This window comes from Paenibacillus sp. FSL L8-0436, assembly GCF_038593025.1.
Lineage (GTDB): Bacteria > Bacillota > Bacilli > Paenibacillales > Paenibacillaceae > Paenibacillus_AQ.
The window spans coordinates 5,947,375-5,965,853 of the sequence record NZ_CP151955.1; the positions used below are offsets into that span (position 1 = coordinate 5,947,375).

At 52.2% G+C, this 18,479-nt stretch carries 14 protein-coding genes; 1 reads left to right on the forward strand and 13 read right to left on the reverse strand.

Features of this window, described 5'->3' with window-relative positions; all coding sequences use genetic code 11:
• Positions 1-140 precede the first annotated feature (140 nt).
• The 13 genes from NSS79_RS27540 to NSS79_RS27600 form a co-directional block, all read right to left on the reverse strand.
• A complete protein-coding gene (locus NSS79_RS27540; protein WP_342440454.1) occupies positions 141-1,013 on the reverse strand; it encodes an RluA family pseudouridine synthase in 873 nt (290 codons plus the stop codon).
• A 71-nt stretch (positions 1,014-1,084) separates the two neighbouring features.
• Positions 1,085-2,386, reverse strand: a complete 1,302-nt coding sequence (gene hemL / locus NSS79_RS27545; RefSeq protein WP_342436941.1) for a glutamate-1-semialdehyde 2,1-aminomutase — start codon at positions 2,384-2,386, stop codon at positions 1,085-1,087.
• Between the two features lie 32 nt (positions 2,387-2,418).
• Positions 2,419-3,417, reverse strand: a complete 999-nt coding sequence (gene hemB / locus NSS79_RS27550) for a porphobilinogen synthase (RefSeq protein ID WP_342436942.1) — start codon at positions 3,415-3,417, stop codon at positions 2,419-2,421.
• A gap of 539 nt (positions 3,418-3,956) precedes the next feature.
• The gene (cobA, locus tag NSS79_RS27555) at positions 3,957-5,504 is read right to left on the reverse strand and encodes a uroporphyrinogen-III C-methyltransferase (RefSeq protein WP_342436943.1); all 1,548 of its coding nucleotides are present in this window, start codon (positions 5,502-5,504) and stop codon (positions 3,957-3,959) included.
• A 5-nt stretch (positions 5,505-5,509) separates the two neighbouring features.
• Entirely contained in the window at positions 5,510-6,496 is a 987-nt protein-coding gene (gene hemC, locus NSS79_RS27560; protein ID WP_342436944.1) for a hydroxymethylbilane synthase, read from the reverse strand.
• Between the two features lie 66 nt (positions 6,497-6,562).
• A complete protein-coding gene (locus NSS79_RS27565; protein ID WP_342436945.1) occupies positions 6,563-6,763 on the reverse strand; it encodes a hypothetical protein in 201 nt (66 codons plus the stop codon).
• 86 nt (positions 6,764-6,849) lie between these two features.
• Positions 6,850-7,503 (reverse strand): NAD(P)-dependent oxidoreductase, encoded by a 654-nt coding sequence (locus tag NSS79_RS27570; protein ID WP_342436946.1) that lies wholly within the window; start codon positions 7,501-7,503, stop codon positions 6,850-6,852.
• Positions 7,503-8,330, reverse strand: a complete 828-nt coding sequence (gene ccsA / locus NSS79_RS27575; protein WP_342436947.1) for a cytochrome c biogenesis protein CcsA — start codon at positions 8,328-8,330, stop codon at positions 7,503-7,505. The genes NSS79_RS27570 and ccsA overlap by 1 nt, the downstream gene beginning before the upstream one ends.
• 5 nt (positions 8,331-8,335) lie before the next feature.
• Positions 8,336-9,727 (reverse strand): glutamyl-tRNA reductase, encoded by a 1,392-nt coding sequence (gene hemA, locus NSS79_RS27580; RefSeq protein WP_342436948.1) that lies wholly within the window; start codon positions 9,725-9,727, stop codon positions 8,336-8,338.
• A 358-nt stretch (positions 9,728-10,085) separates the two neighbouring features.
• Positions 10,086-11,108, reverse strand: a complete 1,023-nt coding sequence (locus NSS79_RS27585) for a LacI family DNA-binding transcriptional regulator (protein WP_076114211.1) — start codon at positions 11,106-11,108, stop codon at positions 10,086-10,088.
• Between the two features lie 69 nt (positions 11,109-11,177).
• Positions 11,178-12,758, reverse strand: a complete 1,581-nt coding sequence (locus tag NSS79_RS27590; RefSeq protein WP_342436949.1) for a DUF3502 domain-containing protein — start codon at positions 12,756-12,758, stop codon at positions 11,178-11,180.
• A gap of 77 nt (positions 12,759-12,835) precedes the next feature.
• The gene (locus NSS79_RS27595; protein WP_038595743.1) at positions 12,836-13,732 is read right to left on the reverse strand and encodes a carbohydrate ABC transporter permease; all 897 of its coding nucleotides are present in this window, start codon (positions 13,730-13,732) and stop codon (positions 12,836-12,838) included.
• Positions 13,733-13,760: 28 nt separating this feature from the next.
• Positions 13,761-14,705, reverse strand: a complete 945-nt coding sequence (locus NSS79_RS27600; protein WP_340899735.1) for an ABC transporter permease subunit — start codon at positions 14,703-14,705, stop codon at positions 13,761-13,763.
• Positions 14,706-15,103: 398 nt separating this feature from the next.
• Between NSS79_RS27600 and NSS79_RS27605 the strand changes: the two genes are divergently transcribed.
• A complete protein-coding gene (locus tag NSS79_RS27605; protein WP_342436950.1) occupies positions 15,104-18,448 on the forward strand; it encodes a cellobiose phosphorylase in 3,345 nt (1,114 codons plus the stop codon).
• Positions 18,449-18,479 lie beyond the last annotated feature (31 nt).

The window sequence follows — 18,479 nt, forward strand, 5'->3', positions numbered from 1 at the left end:
CACCAAGGCAGGGGGCGGGACTGCACCTCGTCTCACAAACAGGGTGCAGCCCCTTCAGCCTCGGGTCTCTTTATAGTTGCATTATAAAATTTGATTGTCTTTAGATCATTTAGTCGCTAGGAAGCTCCAACAGACTGATTTCAGCCTATTGTCCCGCCGCCCAGTTCCTCCCGCAGCCGCAGCATATCCTCCGGCCATGGATCGGCTATTTCCAGCCTTTCCTTGCTCCAGGGATGGCTGAAAGCCAACACCTCACCGTGCAGAGCCTGACGGCTGCTGCCTGTCAACCCCCAGCGCGGCCCGCCATACAGCTCATCCCCGTACAGCGGATGCCCCATATGGCTGAGGTGTACGCGGATCTGATGCGTACGTCCGGTTTCCAGCTGCACCTTAAGCGAAGTGCCGCCTTGCAGCACCTCGCGTCCAAGGATTAACGTTACCGCAGATTGTCCGCCGGGCGACACACGCCTGCGCGCCGCATGATGGCGGTCGCGGCCAATCGGGGCGTCGATCACCTTGAGCGCAGGCGGGATGATGCCCTCCACAATCGCGGCGTACCGCCGCGATATCACCTTCTCGCGCATGTCTTCATCAAGTACAAGCTGCGCATATTCATTCTTCGCATAAAGCACAGGACCCGTGGTATCCTTGTCCAACCGGTGTATATGCCGCACGGCGACGCCACCGCCGGAAGCGGCATAATGCGCTGCAACAACATGATCCAGCGTTGTATCTGACCCGCTGCCGTCCGGGTGAACCGCCATACCCGCAGGCTTATGGACAACAAGGCAAAAGTCGTCCTCATACAGCACTTCAAGCTCCTGCCACACCGGCTCAATGCCCGTTTCCCGATAAGGAAAAAGCGCCAGCCGCAGCCGGTCGCCCTTCCACTGGATGCCGCCTTCGCGGCGCAGCCGGGCGTGGAGTTTCACCGGCATCCCGGCCGTCTCCAGCAGCCAGCGGTCTACCGCAGCCTGCGGATCAGCTGCTCCGGTAACGACCCGGCCGGGCATGGCTTCCAGCCATTCGCCGCGCCGGGTCCAGGCGCCGCCGCCCTGGACCGATACATTATCTGCTCCGGACGTCACAGTGACTTCAGGGCGTTCAAGTGAGCTTCGATAGTATCATCGATATCCTGCTCGCTGTGTACAGCGGATACAAACATGCCTTCGAACTGCGATGGCGGAACACTGATGCCCTGATCCAGCATCTTGGCGAAGTAGCTGCGGAACATATCCAGGTTACTGTTTTTGGCCGTTTCGAAGTTGATTACCGGACCTTCGGTAAAGAACGGGCAGACCATGGAGCCCACACGGTTAATTGTCAGCGGAATGCCGGTCTCGGCGCTATTCCGCTTAAGACCTGCTTCCAGACGTGCGCCGAGTGTCTCCAGACGGTCGTACACCTCTGGCGTCAGCAGCTTCAGCGTGCTGAGACCGGAAGCCATCGCCAGCGGATTGCCGCTGAGCGTACCCGCCTGGTAGATCGGGCCGGATGGAGCGATCTGTTCCATAATCTCTCTTTTGCCGCCATAAGCGCCTACCGGGAGACCGCCGCCGATTACTTTGCCGAAGCAGGTCAGATCCGGTTCAATGCCAAACAGTCCCTGAGCGCAGCTGCGGTTCACGCGGAAGCCCGTCATGACCTCATCAAAAATCAGCAGTGCTCCGTAACCCGTCGTCACCTTGCGCAAGCCTTCAAGGAAGCCCGGAAGCGGCGGTACAACGCCCATATTCCCGGCAATCGGTTCTACAATAATCGAGGCAATCTCACTGCCATAGCGTTCAAAAGCGATTTTGACCCCTTCCAGATCATTGTACGGCACAGTGATCGTGTTGACCGCTACGCCTTCAGGCACGCCAGGGCTATCCGGCAAACCAAGTGTGGCTACACCGGAGCCGGCTTTGATCAGCAGGCTGTCCGCATGACCATGGTATGAACCCTCAAACTTGAGGATTTTGCTGCGTCCGGTAGTTCCCCGAGCCAACCGGATCGCACTCATAGTAGCTTCCGTACCAGAGTTGACCATGCGCACGATATCCACTGAAGGGACACGTTCCACCACTGTTTTGGCCATTTCCGTCTCCAGCAGCGTAGGCGCGCCAAAGCTTGTCCCTTTTACCGCCGTCTCCTGCAATGCCTTTACGACCTCTGGGTGAGCATGCCCCATAATGAGCGGTCCCCACGAGCAGACGTAGTCGATGAAGCTGTTGCCGTCGATATCGTAAATGCGCGAACCCGCGCCATGATCCACATAAACCGGTGTCAATCCTACGGATTTGAACGCCCGCACCGGGCTGTTCACCCCGCCGGGAATATACTGCTTCGCTTCTTCAAAAGCTGCACGGGAAGCTTCTTCCCGGCGCGCCAATGGCACATTACCCATGGTCCCTCACTCCTGTTCAATTCTTGATTAGTTTAGCCCTGCAGCCAGCGTGCCGCATCCTTGGCAAAATAGGTAATGATAATATCCGCTCCTGCACGCTTCATGCCGGTCAACATTTCCAGTACTACCGCCTGCTCGTCGATCCAGCCTTGCAGCGCCGCCGCTTTGACCATGGAGTATTCTCCGCTTACATTGTAGGCAACCAGCGGCAGATCGAACTGGTCGCGGATGGTCCGGATGACATCCAGATAAGCCAGCGCCGGTTTCACCATCAACATATCCGCACCTTCCAGCACATCCGAATCCGCTTCGCGGATCGCTTCCCGCAGATTGGCCGGGTCCATCTGGTAGGTTTTGCGGTTGCCGAACTGCGGAGCAGAGTCAGCAGCTTCACGGAACGGGCCGTAGAAGGCCGAAGCATATTTTACCGAATAGGACATAATCGGCACATGCTCGAAGCCATTCTCATCCAGTCCGGTGCGGATCGCCTGCACGAAACCATCCATCATGTTGGAAGGTGCGATAATGTCCGCCCCGGCCTTGGCCTGCGATACCGCTGTACGGGTCAGCAGCTCAAGCGAAGCATCGTTGATGACATCGCCGTGCACAACACCGTCTACTGTATGGGTATGAACCATCCCGCAGTGGCCGTGATCGGTGAATTCACACAGGCAGGTATCGGCAACGACCAGCAGCTCAGGGTACCACTGCTTGATCCGCCGCGTAGCTTCCTGCACGATGCCGTCATCGGCAAAACCAGATGAACCGATCGCATCTTTGGTCTCAGGAATGCCAAACAGCAGCACAGCAGGAATGCCCAGTGCAGCAATCTCATCCACTTCGGCCTTCAGCATGTCGAGCGAGAAATGATACACACCCGGCATGGAGCCGATCTCATTCTTCACACCTGTTCCATAGGTAACAAAAATCGGCTGGATGAAGTCCAGCGTATTTAATATCGTCTCACGCACCATTCCGCGAATTCCGGCTGTCCCGCGCAGACGGCGGTGCCGTGTAATTGGAAAACTCATTGGACATCCTCCTGTATAGTAAATATATAAACACATACGTTAAGTGATCTATTCAACATTAGCCCAGCTGTGAATTGAATGAGACCCGGGAAGGGACATTCATACGGTCACGGACGAACCCGGTCGAGGTGAACTCAGAGTAACACAGAAAAACACAGGCAAACAAAGGGCTAACCAAGCAAACTAAGCTAACCCAGCTAACCCAGCTAATCCAGCTAATCCAGCTAACCAAGCAACCCAGCAAACTAAGCAAACCAAGCAAACCAAGCAAACCAAGCAAACCAAGCAAACTAAGATAAACATAGGCAGATTGCGTTAACTGCATTCTCTGCAACTAAATTCACAATATGCCCGCTGTTTAGCCGCCTAACTGTACTTCATACAATTAAAATCACCGAAATAGGGAATTTCCGCTTAAATGGGCAAATTTAGCTGTACAGAATGCAACTAACCATCCTTATGAGGGAATTAAGTCTATTTTAGCTGTACAAAGTACAGCTAAGTTAGATTTCCCTATTCGTCCGCCAGCCATTAAATAATTATCGCAGCCGCGTTCCTTCATTCCAGCGGCACAGCTCCTGTACCAATCCCTCGATCGTCGCCTCGTCGGGGAGCAGCCCCGGAGTCAGGCCGGCTTCTACGGCGGTCTTTTCGGTCACGGGGCCGATGCAGGCAATCTTCACGCCCGCCAGCAGCGGAAGCGGATCTTCAAGCCCCATCCGCTTCAGGATGCTGATGAAGTTGCGCACTGTCGAAGAGCTGGTGAAGGTAACCGCGTGAATCCGCTTCTCCTCCAGCAGCTTAAGTAGCTCGATGTCATCCTCGCCGGTGACCACCGTCTCGTAGGTGTCCACTTCGGTCACTTCCAGCTCCAGCTCCCTCAGCTTGTCCGGCAGCCACTCGCGCGCGAGGTCGCCGCGTGGCAGCAGCACCTTCTGCCCAGGCAGCAGCCTGGAGCCGAAGGCTTCGATCAGCCCTTCTGCCTGGAAGACTCCCGGCAGCTCCTCGGCCACCAGCCCGCGCTGGGCCAGCGCCGCGGCTGTGGCCGGTCCCACCGCGCCGATGCGCGCGCGGTGCAGGCCGCGGATGTCTACCTTGAGCTCCGCCAGGTGACGCCAAAAAAACTCCACGCCGTTCGCACTCGTGAAGAAGACCCAGTCGTATGCGGATAACGCGCCGAGCGCATCTGCAATCTTGGCCTTCTTCTCTGCGCCTTCCGGCATGACCGTCTCAATGACCGGGAACTCGTACGGCTCGCCGCCAAGTTCCTCGATCCGGTCCACCAGCTCGCTGGCCTGGCTGCGGGCCCGTGTAACCACAATGCGCTTGCCGAACAGCGGCAGCGCTTCTACCCACATCAGCTGCTGGCGCTGCAGCACCACGTCGCCGACGACGATGACGGCAGGCGGCTGGAAATCCGCCGCCTTTACCTTCGCCTCAATGTCGGCGAGTGTCCCGATCAGTGTCTCCTGATCCGCACGCGTGCCCCAGCGGACAAGCGCAACCGGCGTTTCCGGCGGCCGCCCGTGTTTGATCAGCTGGGCGCTGATATAACCGATTTTGGCAACGCCCATCAGAAACACCAGTGTTCCCGTAGCATTCGTCACCTTATCCCAATGAATGGAATGATCCAGCTTATCCGGACTTTCATGCCCGGTAATAATCGAGAGTGAGGAAGCATAATCCCGGTGAGTCACCGGAATGCCGGCATATGCCGGCACGCTGATCGCCGAGGTAATGCCCGGCACGATCTCATAATAAATGCCATGTCTGCGCAGCAGCTCCGCTTCTTCACCCACACGGCCAAAAATCGTCGGGTCCCCGCCCTTCAGCCGCACGACCGTCTTTCCCTCAAGTGCCAGATCGACCAGCAGCTGATTGATTTCCTCCTGCTTCATTGTATGGCGGTCAGGCAGCTTGCCTACGTATATTTTTTCTCCGCCGGACTTCATATGTTTCAGCAACCTTGGGCTGGCCAGCCGGTCGTATACCAGCACATCCGCCTTCTGGATGCACTCCAGGCCTTTCACCGTAATCAGCTTGGCGTCCCCTGGACCTGCACCTACAAGATAGACTTTCCCCTTCATCTCCATCATCCCCTTACATCCGTCAAAATCTTCTCCGCTCCCCGGGCAATAAGCTTCCTGGCGACCTCTTCGCCAAGCTGAACCGGATCTTTCCCGGTGCAGGTTTCCTTCAGGATCACTGAGCCATCCGGCGTTCCCACCATGCCGGTCAAGGTGATGACCCGGCAGGTAGAATCCGGTGCAGCAGATCCCGCTAATGCATTAGCTTCAGTTCCACTGTCTTCTGCTCCCAGTACCGCAAAAGCGCCAATCGGCACCTGGCAGCCGCCGTTCAGTGCGCCAAGAAACGTCCGTTCCGCCGCCACTGTAAGGGCCGTATGCTCATCATTATAAAGTGCCAGCAGCTTCCGCAGCTCGGCGTCATCCTCCCGGCATTCGATGCCGAGTGCTCCCTGCCCTACAGCAGGCAGGCAGACCTCCGGCGGCAGATAAGCCGTTACCCGGTCCTCCCAGCCCATACGTGAGAGACCCGCAGCCGCCAGCAGAATCGCGTCGAATTCACCGTTCTCCAGCTTCTTCAGCCTTGAGTCAATATTGCCGCGAACCGGCTGAATGTCCAGATCAGGCCGCAGTGCGGCAAGCTGGCTGGAACGGCGCAGGCTGCTGGTGCCGACGCGCGCACCCTGCGGCAGCTCATCCAGACTAGCTGCTGCGGTGGCGATTAGGCAGTCGCGCGGATCGACCCGTCGCGGCACAGCACCGTTAATCAGCCCTTCCGGCAGTTCAGAGGGCATATCCTTCATACTATGTACAGCCATATCGATCTCTTTGGCCAGCATCGCCTGCTCAATTTCCTTTACGAACAACCCTTTGCCGCCCACTTTGGACAAGGTGACGTCCAGAATCCGGTCGCCTTTGGTGACAATCCGGTGCACTTCAAAGGTGAAGCCGAAGCCGTGCTCCTCACTCAGACGCTCCAGATCGGCGATGACATGCCCCGTCTGTGTCAGCGCGAGCGCGCTTTGTCTGCTGCCTACAATAATCTTGCGCATATTTACATTCCTCCCAGTAACCTGCATGTGCCTTGCTGCTCTCACAATCATACTACGCTTATACAATCAGCGGCATGCCTGCCGTTCCTTCAAATTCTCACATTTACCCCCAAGATCAGCGGAACTTACCCATGAACCGCTTTTTACAACGGTAACCGCAAGGCTTGGTTCAGCCGCATTCCGGTCATTTACCCGGCGTTTCCCCGGATTCGGCCACCAATGGATACTCCCGCACCATTCTGGCAGGTTTTTCACTTCTACCAGCAACTCGTGCCTTCTTCAGCAGTCTGCGGTCTTATTCAAAAATGGCTTCCGCACATCTCCAGCTCAACGTTCGCGGATCTTCAACATACCTACGCCTCACGGTTAGCGGCAATCCAGATCTGAACCGTCTCCGGGCTCCACTCTTTAAAAGTACCCTGTCTGATCTCATCCAACACGTCCAGATGGGCCAGCTTGCGCAGAAGCTGGCTACGGACCGCGGCTGAAGGCTCCTGCCGCTTGATCTCTACCCGCAGCGCATGCAAAAAATCCAGGTACGGCTCGTATTCCTCGCCCAGCATCTCCGCAACCTGCTCCGTAATCTTCGCAGCCACACCAGGGCCAGCGCCCGAAGTCGATACGGCCACCGTCAGACGCCCCCGGCGAAGCACGCCGGGAGTAATGAAGTTCCCCGCCTCGGCATGGCTGGCCACATTCACCGGAAGGCCCAAAGCCTTGGCCTCGCGTGCAACTGCTTCATTAACCGCCGCATCACTGCTGGCGGCATAGACCAGGAAGGCCCCCTCAAGATCCCCGGGAGCATAAGGGTAGCTAATCCAGATTAGCATGCCCTTCTCTGCAAATTCGCTAAGCCTCTCCGTTAACGAGGGGCTGACAACAGTCACCGCCGCTCCCGCTTCCAGCAGCGGACCTACTTTACGCTCGGCAACGGCCCCGCCGCCGATCACCACTACCCGTTGACCCTGCAAATCCAGCATGACCGGAAAATAATTCACCATGTTCATCACTTCCCGCCCCAGCCGTGGAAATCAGACCATGAATTCAGCAGAAAATTAAGGATAATAAAGCCGTATCCCGAAATCGCCCAGCGGGCCATAACCGTCCCGCTTCTTCGGCCGGACCGCTTCAGCAAGATATAGGTTAAGTAAATCCCAAGCCCGACAAGTGTAGTCAGCACCTTGGGATCCTGGAACAGCGGGGTCCGCCCCTCTGCGATAATGGACATGCCCGCCAATACAAGCGATACGCTCAGCAGGGGAACCCCGGCGAGGATTGATGTATACGAATATTTGTCCATCGTTTCCAGACTAGGAAGACGCCGGACGCGGTCATCCCATTTCTTGCTCTTCAGCTTACTGTGCAGGAACAGATACATTATCGCAAATACCGCACCCAGTGTCAGTGCGCCAAAGCTCAAATTAGCTAAAATAATGTGCATTGCCAGCCAACCGTGCACCGCACTCCAGCTCTCCAGGCCATGATCCGCAGCCGTCAGCCATACCCGGTTCAGCAGGAACACACTGAAGCCCGCTCCACTGAGCAGCAGGATGGTGAATTCACCTCCGCGCGTGTACACCACCGCAAGTGAAGTCAGCACGATACTGAATGAGAACCAGAACAGGAAATCATAAGGGGTGAAAATAGGCAGTCCTCCCTCCTGGGAGAACCGGATCGCAAGCCCGGCAGTCTGCAACAGTCCCACAACGACAAGAAGCCCCGTGCCTAGCCGCTTCCCGCCCGGATTACGCCGAAGGCAATCCGAGAAAATAAACAGCAGGCTCAGGGCATATAGCAGCAGAGCGGTATCATATATTCCGTTCAGCAGTTGCATGTTCTTCACCCGCCCAGCAGGCCTGCCGGAACAAACACCGTCTTAGGCACGTTGAAGTCGATGCTTGAAGAACGTTCATTGTCAGTCCGCTCAACCGGTGCAGGGCTGCCGCCGTCCGGATCGGTTCCCAACTGCTCCTGTAGTGCAAAGATTTGCGTGAAATAATCAAGTGCCTCACTACCCTGCTTGCCGCCGGACAGTTCCTTAATCACATTGATCGGATCATGCATCATCTGGTTCACAATACTTTTCGTCAGGCGGCGGATCACCTTGCGCTGGTGCTCGTCCAGCTCGGGGAGCTTGTTGAACAGACTATCCATAGTTTCTTCATAAATTCCGTTCGATTTGTCCTGAAGCGCGCGGATGACCGGTCTGACGCCAAGCGTCTTCAACCATACCTGGAATTCCTCCATCTCTTCTGCGATCATGACCTCGATCTTGGCCGCTTCACTGCGGCGCATCTCCAGATTGCTCTCAACGATGCCTTCCAGATCATCAATGTCATACAGGAATACATCCGGCACACTTGCCGCCGCCGGATCAATATCACGCGGAACGGCAATATCAATCATGAACAGCGGCCGCGAAGGACGGCGCTTCATGCCGGCAGCCACCTGATCCGCTGTCAGCACAAAACCTTCAGCGCCAGTAGAGCTGATGACTATATCCACTTCATCTAGATGCTTCAAAGCCTCGTCAATCGTGCTCGGCTTGCCCGAGAACTTCTCAGCCAACTCTATCGCCCGCGATAACGTGCGGTTGGCAACAATAACCTCTGCCGCACCACTGCTGTACAGATGCTTCACCGTAAGCTCGCTCATTTTGCCGGCGCCGAGAATCAGCACTCTTTTGCCGGTGAACATGCCGAAAATACGCTTGCCCAGCTCCACAGCCGCATAGCTGACCGAAACCGCGCTTTCGCCGATCGAAGTTTCACTATGCGCACGTTTGCCAAGCGTCACAGCCTGCTTGAACAGCTGGTTGAACCATGTGCCGGTCACGCCTTCTGCTTGGGCAGTCAAAAAAGAATTGCGCACCTGTCCCAGGATCTGCGTTTCACCAATCACCATGGAATCTAAACCGCAGGTCACACGGAACAAATGGGCAATAGCCTGCTCATCTTCATATATATACATATGCTGTGCAAATTGTTCACTCTTTACATTGAACCACTGCTCCATAAAGCTGCGGATGAAATATCCGCACATATGAAGGCGGTCCACGACCACATAAATTTCCGTCCGGTTACAGGTGGCGACGACAACCCCCTCCAGAACGCTCTTGGTCTGCATCAGTTCATGGAGCGCCGCAGGCAGATCATTCTCCGCAAAAGCGAACTGCTCTCTCACCTCTACGGGAGCCGTACGGTAATTCAGGCCAACGACGACAATATGCATCGCTTGTTCACCATCCTAGTCTCTAATCAGTGGTGTAGGCACTATCACTGTTTATCCATATTTAAAGGTATGTCATACACAACATCCGAAATCGCTGTGTTAAGTATATCACAAGGAAATAAGGCTTTTTACAAAACCTTTGAACTATTTATGACATCCAGATAATAATTATTATAAATAAAACCCCGAAGAAGTGCTATCGTTTATGATGGGTTTTTTTCAGAATAATTATAATGTTTTTTTATAGCAAAAAGGAGCAGCGCTTTACCTGCTCCTTTAACAACAATCTTTGAGGTATTCCATATTCCGCATCAGACTTGCGGAATGACTGTGACAGCTTCTCCGCCGCGAACTCACCCTAATAATCCTTGATCATCCGGCAAGAGCCACGTTTGAGCAATACCGCATCGTAGACAATATGCTGGTTGTTTGACTGCCCCGAGATGAGGTCAAAGAGAACGCCCACACTTGATAATGCCATTTCCGTGCCCGGTTGGCTGATTGTATCCAGAGAAGGATGATAATACTCGGCCATCTCAATACCATCAAAGCCAAGGATCGAGATGTCGCCCGGAATAGACAACCCGGCGGTAAGCACAGCTTTGGCCGCACCAATCGCAATGGTATCGGAGGCTGCAAAAATAGCCGTAACTCCCTTATTCTTGTTGAACAGTCTTCGCGCGGCATTAAATCCGGAGCTGGGACTGTATTCACAATCCTCGACCAATTGAGCATCGTAAGGCAGATTATGCTCTTCCAGTGCTTTTTTGTAGCCCAAGTGCCGCCGGTTGCCTGTGGTTTCGTCCAATAAAGGGGACTTAGCCAGAAACCCGATATTCGTATGCCCGAGTGAGATTAAGTAATTGGTCGCCTTATAGGCTTCCTTCAATTCATCAATGATCACACTGGAAAATACGGAGGGGTCCACCTTCTGGGTTGAGGTAATCGTCGTCAGCACAAAAGGAATCGTCAGCTGTTTGAACTTTTCTTCGGAATGATTATACGTTCCGCCCATAAAGATAATCCCGCAGAGATTCTTTTCCTTCACCAGTTGAATGGCCGCTTTGATTTCATCCGTTCCATCCTCCACCTGTTGAATGAGAAACGGGTAACCCCGCAAATTAACCTGCCGTTCAATTTCTTTGATCATATTGGAAAAGAAAGGATTGGTAATCCCCTTGACCATAAGTGCAATGTTCTTGGATTCCGTGGTTTTCAAATTCCGCGCGTTGGAATTGGGAACATAATTATATTCCCTGACCACACTTAGAACCTTCTCTCTTGTCGCCTTGCTCACCAGCCCTTTGTTGTTGATTACCCGCGAGACTGTTGAGATGCCGACACCGGAAATCCGTGCGATATCCTTGATATTTACGTCCACTGTACTCCCCCATCTATGGGTAAAGGAGCTATAAGTAATTATAGCTCCCTTACGCCTTATAGCATTCCTTTAGTTGACAGGAACAAATTCTGCTAATTGTTTCTGTACTTCGGCAATGACCTTGTCAATTCCTGCTTTTTTCAACTGTTCGCGGTATTCTGCAACTGCTTTTTTAGGCTCCTGGCTAGTTTTGCCAAGCATCAGCTGGATACCAAGCTGTGAATTCACGTTGGAGATTGAAGCGATTTCTGTAGTCACATTCGACGGATCGAAGCTGAATCCGTTGTACGGATCATCGATCGCCACTTTATCCCATTCAGCGAACAAGGAGTTGCGGATAGGGTTTTCGGTATCACTCGGAACAACGAACTTGTCATTTCTGAGTGACCAGGCCGAGAAGCCGCCGGCATCCGTTTTTTCATTGTAGCCTGGAGGGAATTTCTTGATGCCGTCTTCAATGACATATTGCTTGCCTTCAATCCCGTATTGAATAAGGTTGTAATAGCTCTTATCCGTCATAAACTTCTCAATCACCATCAGTGCGCGTTCCGGATTAGCCGAATTTGTGCTGATTACGGTCGAGTTGTCCACGCCCATCTTACGTTTGATTTTCTTGTTGGCTTCAGCGAAAGTGAAGAAGTAAGGATCTGATTCAGGTTGTGCCTTGATATCCGCTCCATACTGGCCGATCCAGTCTTGGGCATGAGTCAAATAACCTGCAGAGTTTCCCGCTCTAAAGTTCTCTTTCCCGCCCATGGTTGCGGACAGCACATCTTTACCCCAATACCCTTTATCCGCCCATTCACGCATTTTCACAGCCCAATCTTCAAATTCCTGGGTGTAGGCCGGATGGAAGACGGTTTTGAAGTCCTCCGGACTCTTAGTCACCAGATTCAGTTCATTTAGAGAAATACCAGGGGCGTTAAGCCACATACCCGTGGTATCGACCAGCATTCTGAACATATTCTGCGCATCTTCAGCCTTGCCGTTGATTGGCGAGAAGGATTCATTTGCGACAACATTATCCATGTACTTCACCATATCATCTATTGAGCTGATTTTTTCCATGCCGTATTTCTTCAGCAGATCAGAACGATAAGCAAAACCGGTAGGTGTGTATTCACTGTAAAGACTCGGAACTCCATAAATTTTGCCTTTGTATTTCGTGTTCTCCCAGACAGTTGCAGGAATTTCCGCCTTCAGCTTAGGAGCAACCTTGTCCAGCATCTCCGTGATGTCCACGAGTGCGCCTTCACTGGCTAATGTAAAATAGGAAACTGGTGCTCCGGGAGAGGCGTGGGACATATCAAAATTTTCACCGGAAGCAAATAATAACGGGTACTTGGTAGCCGTATCCGGCCAGTCAATGTACTTCACTTCAATGCTTGCGTTCAGATCTGCCTTGAGCTTCTTGTTGATCTCGCCAAGGATCGCCTTGTTGTTAACCCCTTCACTGCCCCACAGGTAGTACGTCAGCTTGGCTTCCTTCGAAGTGTCCACTCCACCCGTATTTGCAGTAGTTTCCGACTTTCCGGAATCCGTTGGAGAAGTGCTTGACTCATTGTTGTTGTTCTTGGACGTACAGGCTGTCAATACCCCGGCAAGCATGAGGACTGCCATTAAAGAAGACGCGATTTTTTTACCTTTCATCAGGTAAGCCTCCCTTTTCTTGTCTGTTTATAAAACCTTCATCTATAATAAACGCCTCTCTTAAGAGAACACGTCCATTACCCCTTTACTGCCCCGACGGTAAGCCCTGTTACAAAATAACGCTGCACAAACGGGTAGAGGAGAATAATTGGCCCTGTGGCCAGAACAGCTGTAGCCATCTTGATAGATTGCGTAGGAAGATCGGCTGAATTAATCACTGCCCCCGAGTTGATCATAGTCCCAAGGTTGGTCTGATTAACCATTCGCTGCAAAAAGTATTGCAACGGATATTTAGTCGGGCTATCCATATACAACATCCCGTTGTACCACTCATTCCAAAAGCCCAGCGCCGAGAACAGTCCAATGGTGGCCAAGGATGGAACCGCCAAGGGAATAAAAATCCGCCAGTAGATGCGGAAATCGCCGGCACCGTCAATGGTAGCGGATTCATATAAGGAATCCGGAATCGCCTTCATGAAATTGCGCATCAGGAAGATCGACCAGGCGCCGACCACAGCCGGCAGGATCATGGCGAACAAGTTATCCTTCATATGAAGATGCTTGACCATCAGGATATACGTTGGAATCAAGCCGCCGCTGAAGAGCGTCGTAAAGTAAATCAGGAAGGAGAAGAAATTGCGGTACTTGAAATCCTTGCGGTTGAGCACAAAGCCGGCCATCGACATCATAAACAGTCCCAGCACCGTACCCACTACAGTGATAAAAATAGTTACCTGATAAGCATTGATGAGATTTGTAGAGTTGTTAAGCAGCAACTCATAAGACTTGAAGGAAAATTCTTTGGGCAGCAGCTTGTAGCCTTCGCGGACAATTTCCTGCTCGTTCATAAATGAGGAAGTGATCATCAGCGCAAAAGGAAATAAACAAATCAGCGCAAAGATTGTGATGCACAAATAGCTGATGGCTTTAATGAAGATACTGCCGACATCTTGTTTGACTGCTTTCTTTTCCATTATCATCACCCCTGTTTCATTCTGAATCTTAGAATAATGCGCTGTCAGGCTCGACCTTGCGCACAATAAAGTTCACCACAAGCACCAGAATCAGCCCGAACAAGGATTGGTAGAAGCCAACAGCGGCTCCCATGGAGAAGTTGAATTGCCCCACCAATGAGCGGAAGACATAAGTATCAATGATATCCGTCTGCGGATACAGCACGGAATTCGTCCCGATCAGATTATAGAATAGGTCAAAGGAGCCTTTGAGAATCCCGCCCATTCCGAACAGCAGAAGCAGAATAAAGGTTGGCTTCAGAATCGGCAAGGTCATGTAGCGGATCCGTTGCCAGGTAGTAGCGCCGTCCATATAAGCAGCTTCATACAAATCATGGTTGATCCCTGTTATGGCTGCCAGATAGATAATCATGCCGTATCCGGTACTGGCCCAAATTTTGAAGGCGACAATAATGTATTTCCAAATGCCTGCATCGGAGTAGAACTCGTGGCGGTCCAGCCCGGCGCCGGCCAACATCGTATTGATAAAACCGGAGTTAAAATTGAATAGGTTGTAAGCAAATACCCCCACGATAACCATTGAAATAAAGTTCGGCAGGAGAATCACCGACTGGGAGATCTTCTTGAACCATTTGCCCGTTATCTCCGACAGCATAATGGCAAACACAATTTGAATGATATTCCCCAAGACAAGGAAAGCCACATTGTACAGCAGGGTATTCTTGGTGATATTCCAGAGATCACCATTTTGAACCAGGAATTCGAAGTTCTTCAGGCCGATAAAATCGCTTCCGAAGATCCCCTTGTTAAGTTTGTAATCCACAAATGCGACATAAGCTCCAGGCATTACCGCATAGTGGAAGATCAGGAAATACAGAAGCACGGGCAGCAGCATAAGGAAAAGAACTTTGTTCTTCATCAATTCCCGGCCGATATTTCCACCAGTTCGCATAATTCTTGCCAATAGGCCCACCTCCAATTTGAACGATGCATTCACACCAATGGAATAAATTCAGACGCCTCTCAATCACGATAAAAGCTATACTGAAGGGTATAGAAACGTTTCCATCATTTTTTTGGAACTCCCCTTGCGAAGAGCATACTCTTAAAATGTATGCGCTGTCAATTGAATTTTTTTTCGAATTTCAAGTACATTAATTATATATACGGTCCTAAATGTTTCGAAACAATAATTATTTCAAAGATGATTGACATTTTTTAGCCACGAGACTAATATCGAGGTATACCTAACATGGAAACGTTTCTATTATCTTTTTTGGTGAAAATGCATGCCCTTGATGACATTTGATTTGAACTCCCCTATCCGTTCAATTTCATGTCCTATCCATGTAGTGGAAAGCGAGGGTTCTTATGATTTTCAGACCACAATCCAACATGATTACCTTTACACTCGATGAATCCAAGTACACGTTCTTGCCAACAGGCGACATCTTCGAATTCTCCAATGGGCCATTCCTCATCAATCAGTTCCAGGGCAATTCTATGGATGGTTCGGCCAATAATATTTATCTTCGCGTGCATACAGCACAAGGCATTCAAAGCTATCCCTTGCTGGGAATCCGCTCCCGCTCCAAACTATTGTACAATCACGAAAGACTTATTTACCAAGGCCGGATAGAGGCTATTGATTACCGTGTTACATTCTCTCCTGCCGCTGATGGCATCTGGTTCTGGCATATCCAGCTCTCCGGAAACGGGGAAACGGTTGATGTCATTTATGGACAGGATCTCGGTGTCGCTGAAAAAGGCGGCGTGCTGTCCAATGAGCTGTATATGAGCCAGTACCTGGATCACAGCATTTGGGAGGGGCCTAACGGTTACGCCGTATGCTCACGCCAAAACCAGCCTCAGGGCGCAGCTTTCCCCTATCTGCAGCAAGGTGTGCTTCAAACCAAAGCCGTCGGCTATTCAACGGATGGCACGCAGTTTTTCGGCTTGTCCTATAAAGCCCTTGATGTTCCTCAAGTACTGGAAAGCGGCCTTCCGAACCAAAATGTTCAATATGAGCTGGCCTATACCGGTCTGCAAACAGAGCAAATGAAGCTGACTGGAACCGTTGATTTTGCCTTCTACGGCCTGTTCCGCCAGACTCATCCAGCCGCTGTAACTTCTCTTGAGTTTGGGTCCCGGCTGCAGGAAGCTTATGCCTCCATAGACTGGAACCTGAGCGACGCTGTACAAGAGGGAGAAACGGTCACGCTCAGTGCTGTCGGGGGACCTTACGTCTCTCCGGAGTGGTCACAAGCCGAGATTGATGCCGCTTTCCCTGAGCGGAAGCTCGAGGAATACGAGGATGGTAAACTGTTGTCCTTCTTTACTAATGACCACGTCCACGTCGTGCTGCAGCCCAAGGAACTGCTCGTTGAACGCCCGCACGGACATATCATTACCACCCTGATGGATGACACACAGGTCAACAACAAGCTGATTACGTCCACCAATTACATTTACGGTATTTTCAACGGTCAGACGGTGGCGGGCAATACTTCTTTCCATAAGCTTCTCTCCACGCCGCGCGGCCTGCTCAATATTCTCAAGAACACAGGACAACGCATTTATATCCGCCAGGATGGCGTCTACCGGATTCTTACGCTGCCGGCCGCTTATGAGATGGGTGTAAATTTTGCCAAATGGCATTACAAGCTGGAGGATGATACGTTAACGATCACCACCTTTGCTGCCGCCAATCAACCGGATATTGTGCTTCAGGTACAATCAAAGCTCGGAAAATCCTACGATTACCTGATTACCAACCAGCTGGTTATGGGCGAGCATGAATTCCAGCATCCGGTAAGAGTCAGCGCTGCAGACGGAATTATCCGTGTTCAACCAGATGAGGACGCTTGGCGGAACCATCCTTATCCCGGCCTGCATTATGACATTCAATTACCTGATACCGCTTTCAATTTCAGTGACGACCGGATATTCTTTGAAGACGGCAAGCCGCGCAACGGTACGCTGCTTACCCTTTCCGTAGAGCAGTCCTCAAGCTTCCAGCTAGTCATACAAGGAAGGCTGGAGGACAAGGAAAGTTTGCCGCTGGCTCCTTACAGCTTTGAAGATGAAGCATCGTTGTACAGAGAATTCTACGAAGCGTTCAGTTCCCGTTTCTGCTTACAGATCGAGGGTGCCGAACAGGTGCAGATTGATAAATTGAACGAAACCGCATGGTGGTATACGCATAATGCAATGGTCCATTTTATTGTGCCGCACGGACTTGAACAGCCAGGCGGAGCCGCATGGGGCACACGGGATGTATGTCAGGGGCCGATGGAATATTTCCTGATGACCCAGCATTATGAATTGGCCAGAAATGTTCTTTTGGAGATTTTTGCCCACCAGCTGTGGGAGAGCCGGGAGTGGCCGCAATGGTTTATGTTCGACCAGCACCCTGTCCAATCCCCTGAATGGCATGGCGATGTCGTGCTTTGGCCGCTTAAATGCATTGCCGACTATGTAATGGCTACCGGGGACAGCTCTATTTTCCAAGAAGAGGTAGTCTATCACTATCTGGCAGATGCCCTGCCTACCCGGGAGTCGGAATCCGTGCTGGAGCATGTCAAGGCAGCTGTAGACACAATCTGCAGGCGTTTCCTGCCTGGAACAGCCCTCATCTCCTATGCCGGCGGTGACTGGGATGATACCCTGCAGCCTGCCGATGAAGCGCTGAAGACCAAGCTGGTCAGCGCCTGGACCGTTGCCTTGGCATTCCAGGTCATCCGGAATCTGTCGCAGGTCACGGCATTCGACCCTGAGTTCTCAAGGTCGCTTGCTGAAATGGCAGAACGGATGAAGGTCTCTTTCCAGACGTTGCTCATTAAAGATGAGGTTATTGCCGGCTTCGCTTACTTCAAAGACGCCGAAACCATCGAATACATGCTGCATCCGCTGGACCAAAATACCGGAATACAGTATCGCCTGCTGCCGATGACACGCAGCATCATTGCTGAACTGGTGGACCCTGCACAAGCGGATATGAATCTGCGCCTGATTGATGAGCATCTCAAATGTCCGGATGGCGTACGCCTGATGGACCGCCCTGCCCGCTATGAAGGCGGCGTAAGCACCATTTTCCGGCGTGCCGAGCAGGCCGCCAATGTCGGCCGTGAAATCAGCCTGCAATACGTGCATGCCCATATTCGTTATCTTGAGGCGGCAGCTAAACTCGGAGATGCCGAGCGTGCCTGGGAAGGGCTGTTCCAAATCAATCCGATCAATATCCGCGAGAGCGTGCCCAATGCGAAAATCCGCCAGAGCAACATGTATTTCAGCAGCTCGGACGGAGATTTCCCGGACCGCTACAGCTATCACAAGAATTTCGATCAGCTGCGCACCGGCAGCGTTCAAGTGAAAGGCGGCTGGCGGCTATATTCCAGCGGACCCGGCATTTACCTGAATCAGCTCATCTCGGGCATTCTGGGAATCCGCTTCACGGCAGACAGCCTGATTATTGACCCGGTTCTTCCGGCTAGCCTGGACGGTCTGCGCTTCACTTATCAATGTTTCGGCCGCACCTTACAATTTGTTTATCATATCGGATCGGGTTCCACCCGCACACCGGAACTGCGTTCGGAGGGCAATGCCGTTGCCGGTCAAATCCTGGCCAATCCGTATCGCCCGGGTGCGTTAAGCATTCCTGCAAGCACTGTGCTTGCGCTGCCTGACGAAGAACTGCATATCTATCTATCCCAATAACTTTCAATGCGCTCGATGAAGAAGGAGTCTG

Coding starts and splice junctions, on each gene's coding strand:
- NSS79_RS27540 (WP_342440454.1), bottom strand. CDS start 1,013: ATGCCCGGCCGGGTCGTTACCGGAGCAGCTGATCCGCAGGCTGCGGTA.
- hemL (WP_342436941.1), bottom strand. CDS start 2,386: ATGGGTAATGTGCCATTGGCGCGCCGGGAAGAAGCTTCCCGTGCAGCT.
- hemB (WP_342436942.1), bottom strand. CDS start 3,417: ATGAGTTTTCCAATTACACGGCACCGCCGTCTGCGCGGGACAGCCGGA.
- cobA (WP_342436943.1), bottom strand. CDS start 5,504: ATGAAGGGGAAAGTCTATCTTGTAGGTGCAGGTCCAGGGGACGCCAAG.
- hemC (WP_342436944.1), bottom strand. CDS start 6,496: ATGCGCAAGATTATTGTAGGCAGCAGACAAAGCGCGCTCGCGCTGACA.
- NSS79_RS27570 (WP_342436946.1), bottom strand. CDS start 7,503: ATGAACATGGTGAATTATTTTCCGGTCATGCTGGATTTGCAGGGTCAA.
- ccsA (WP_342436947.1), bottom strand. CDS start 8,330: ATGCAACTGCTGAACGGAATATATGATACCGCTCTGCTGCTATATGCC.
- hemA (WP_342436948.1), bottom strand. CDS start 9,727: ATGCATATTGTCGTCGTTGGCCTGAATTACCGTACGGCTCCCGTAGAG.
- NSS79_RS27590 (WP_342436949.1), bottom strand. CDS start 12,758: ATGAAAGGTAAAAAAATCGCGTCTTCTTTAATGGCAGTCCTCATGCTT.
- NSS79_RS27595 (WP_038595743.1), bottom strand. CDS start 13,732: ATGGAAAAGAAAGCAGTCAAACAAGATGTCGGCAGTATCTTCATTAAA.
- NSS79_RS27605 (WP_342436950.1), top strand. CDS start 15,104: ATGATTTTCAGACCACAATCCAACATGATTACCTTTACACTCGATGAA.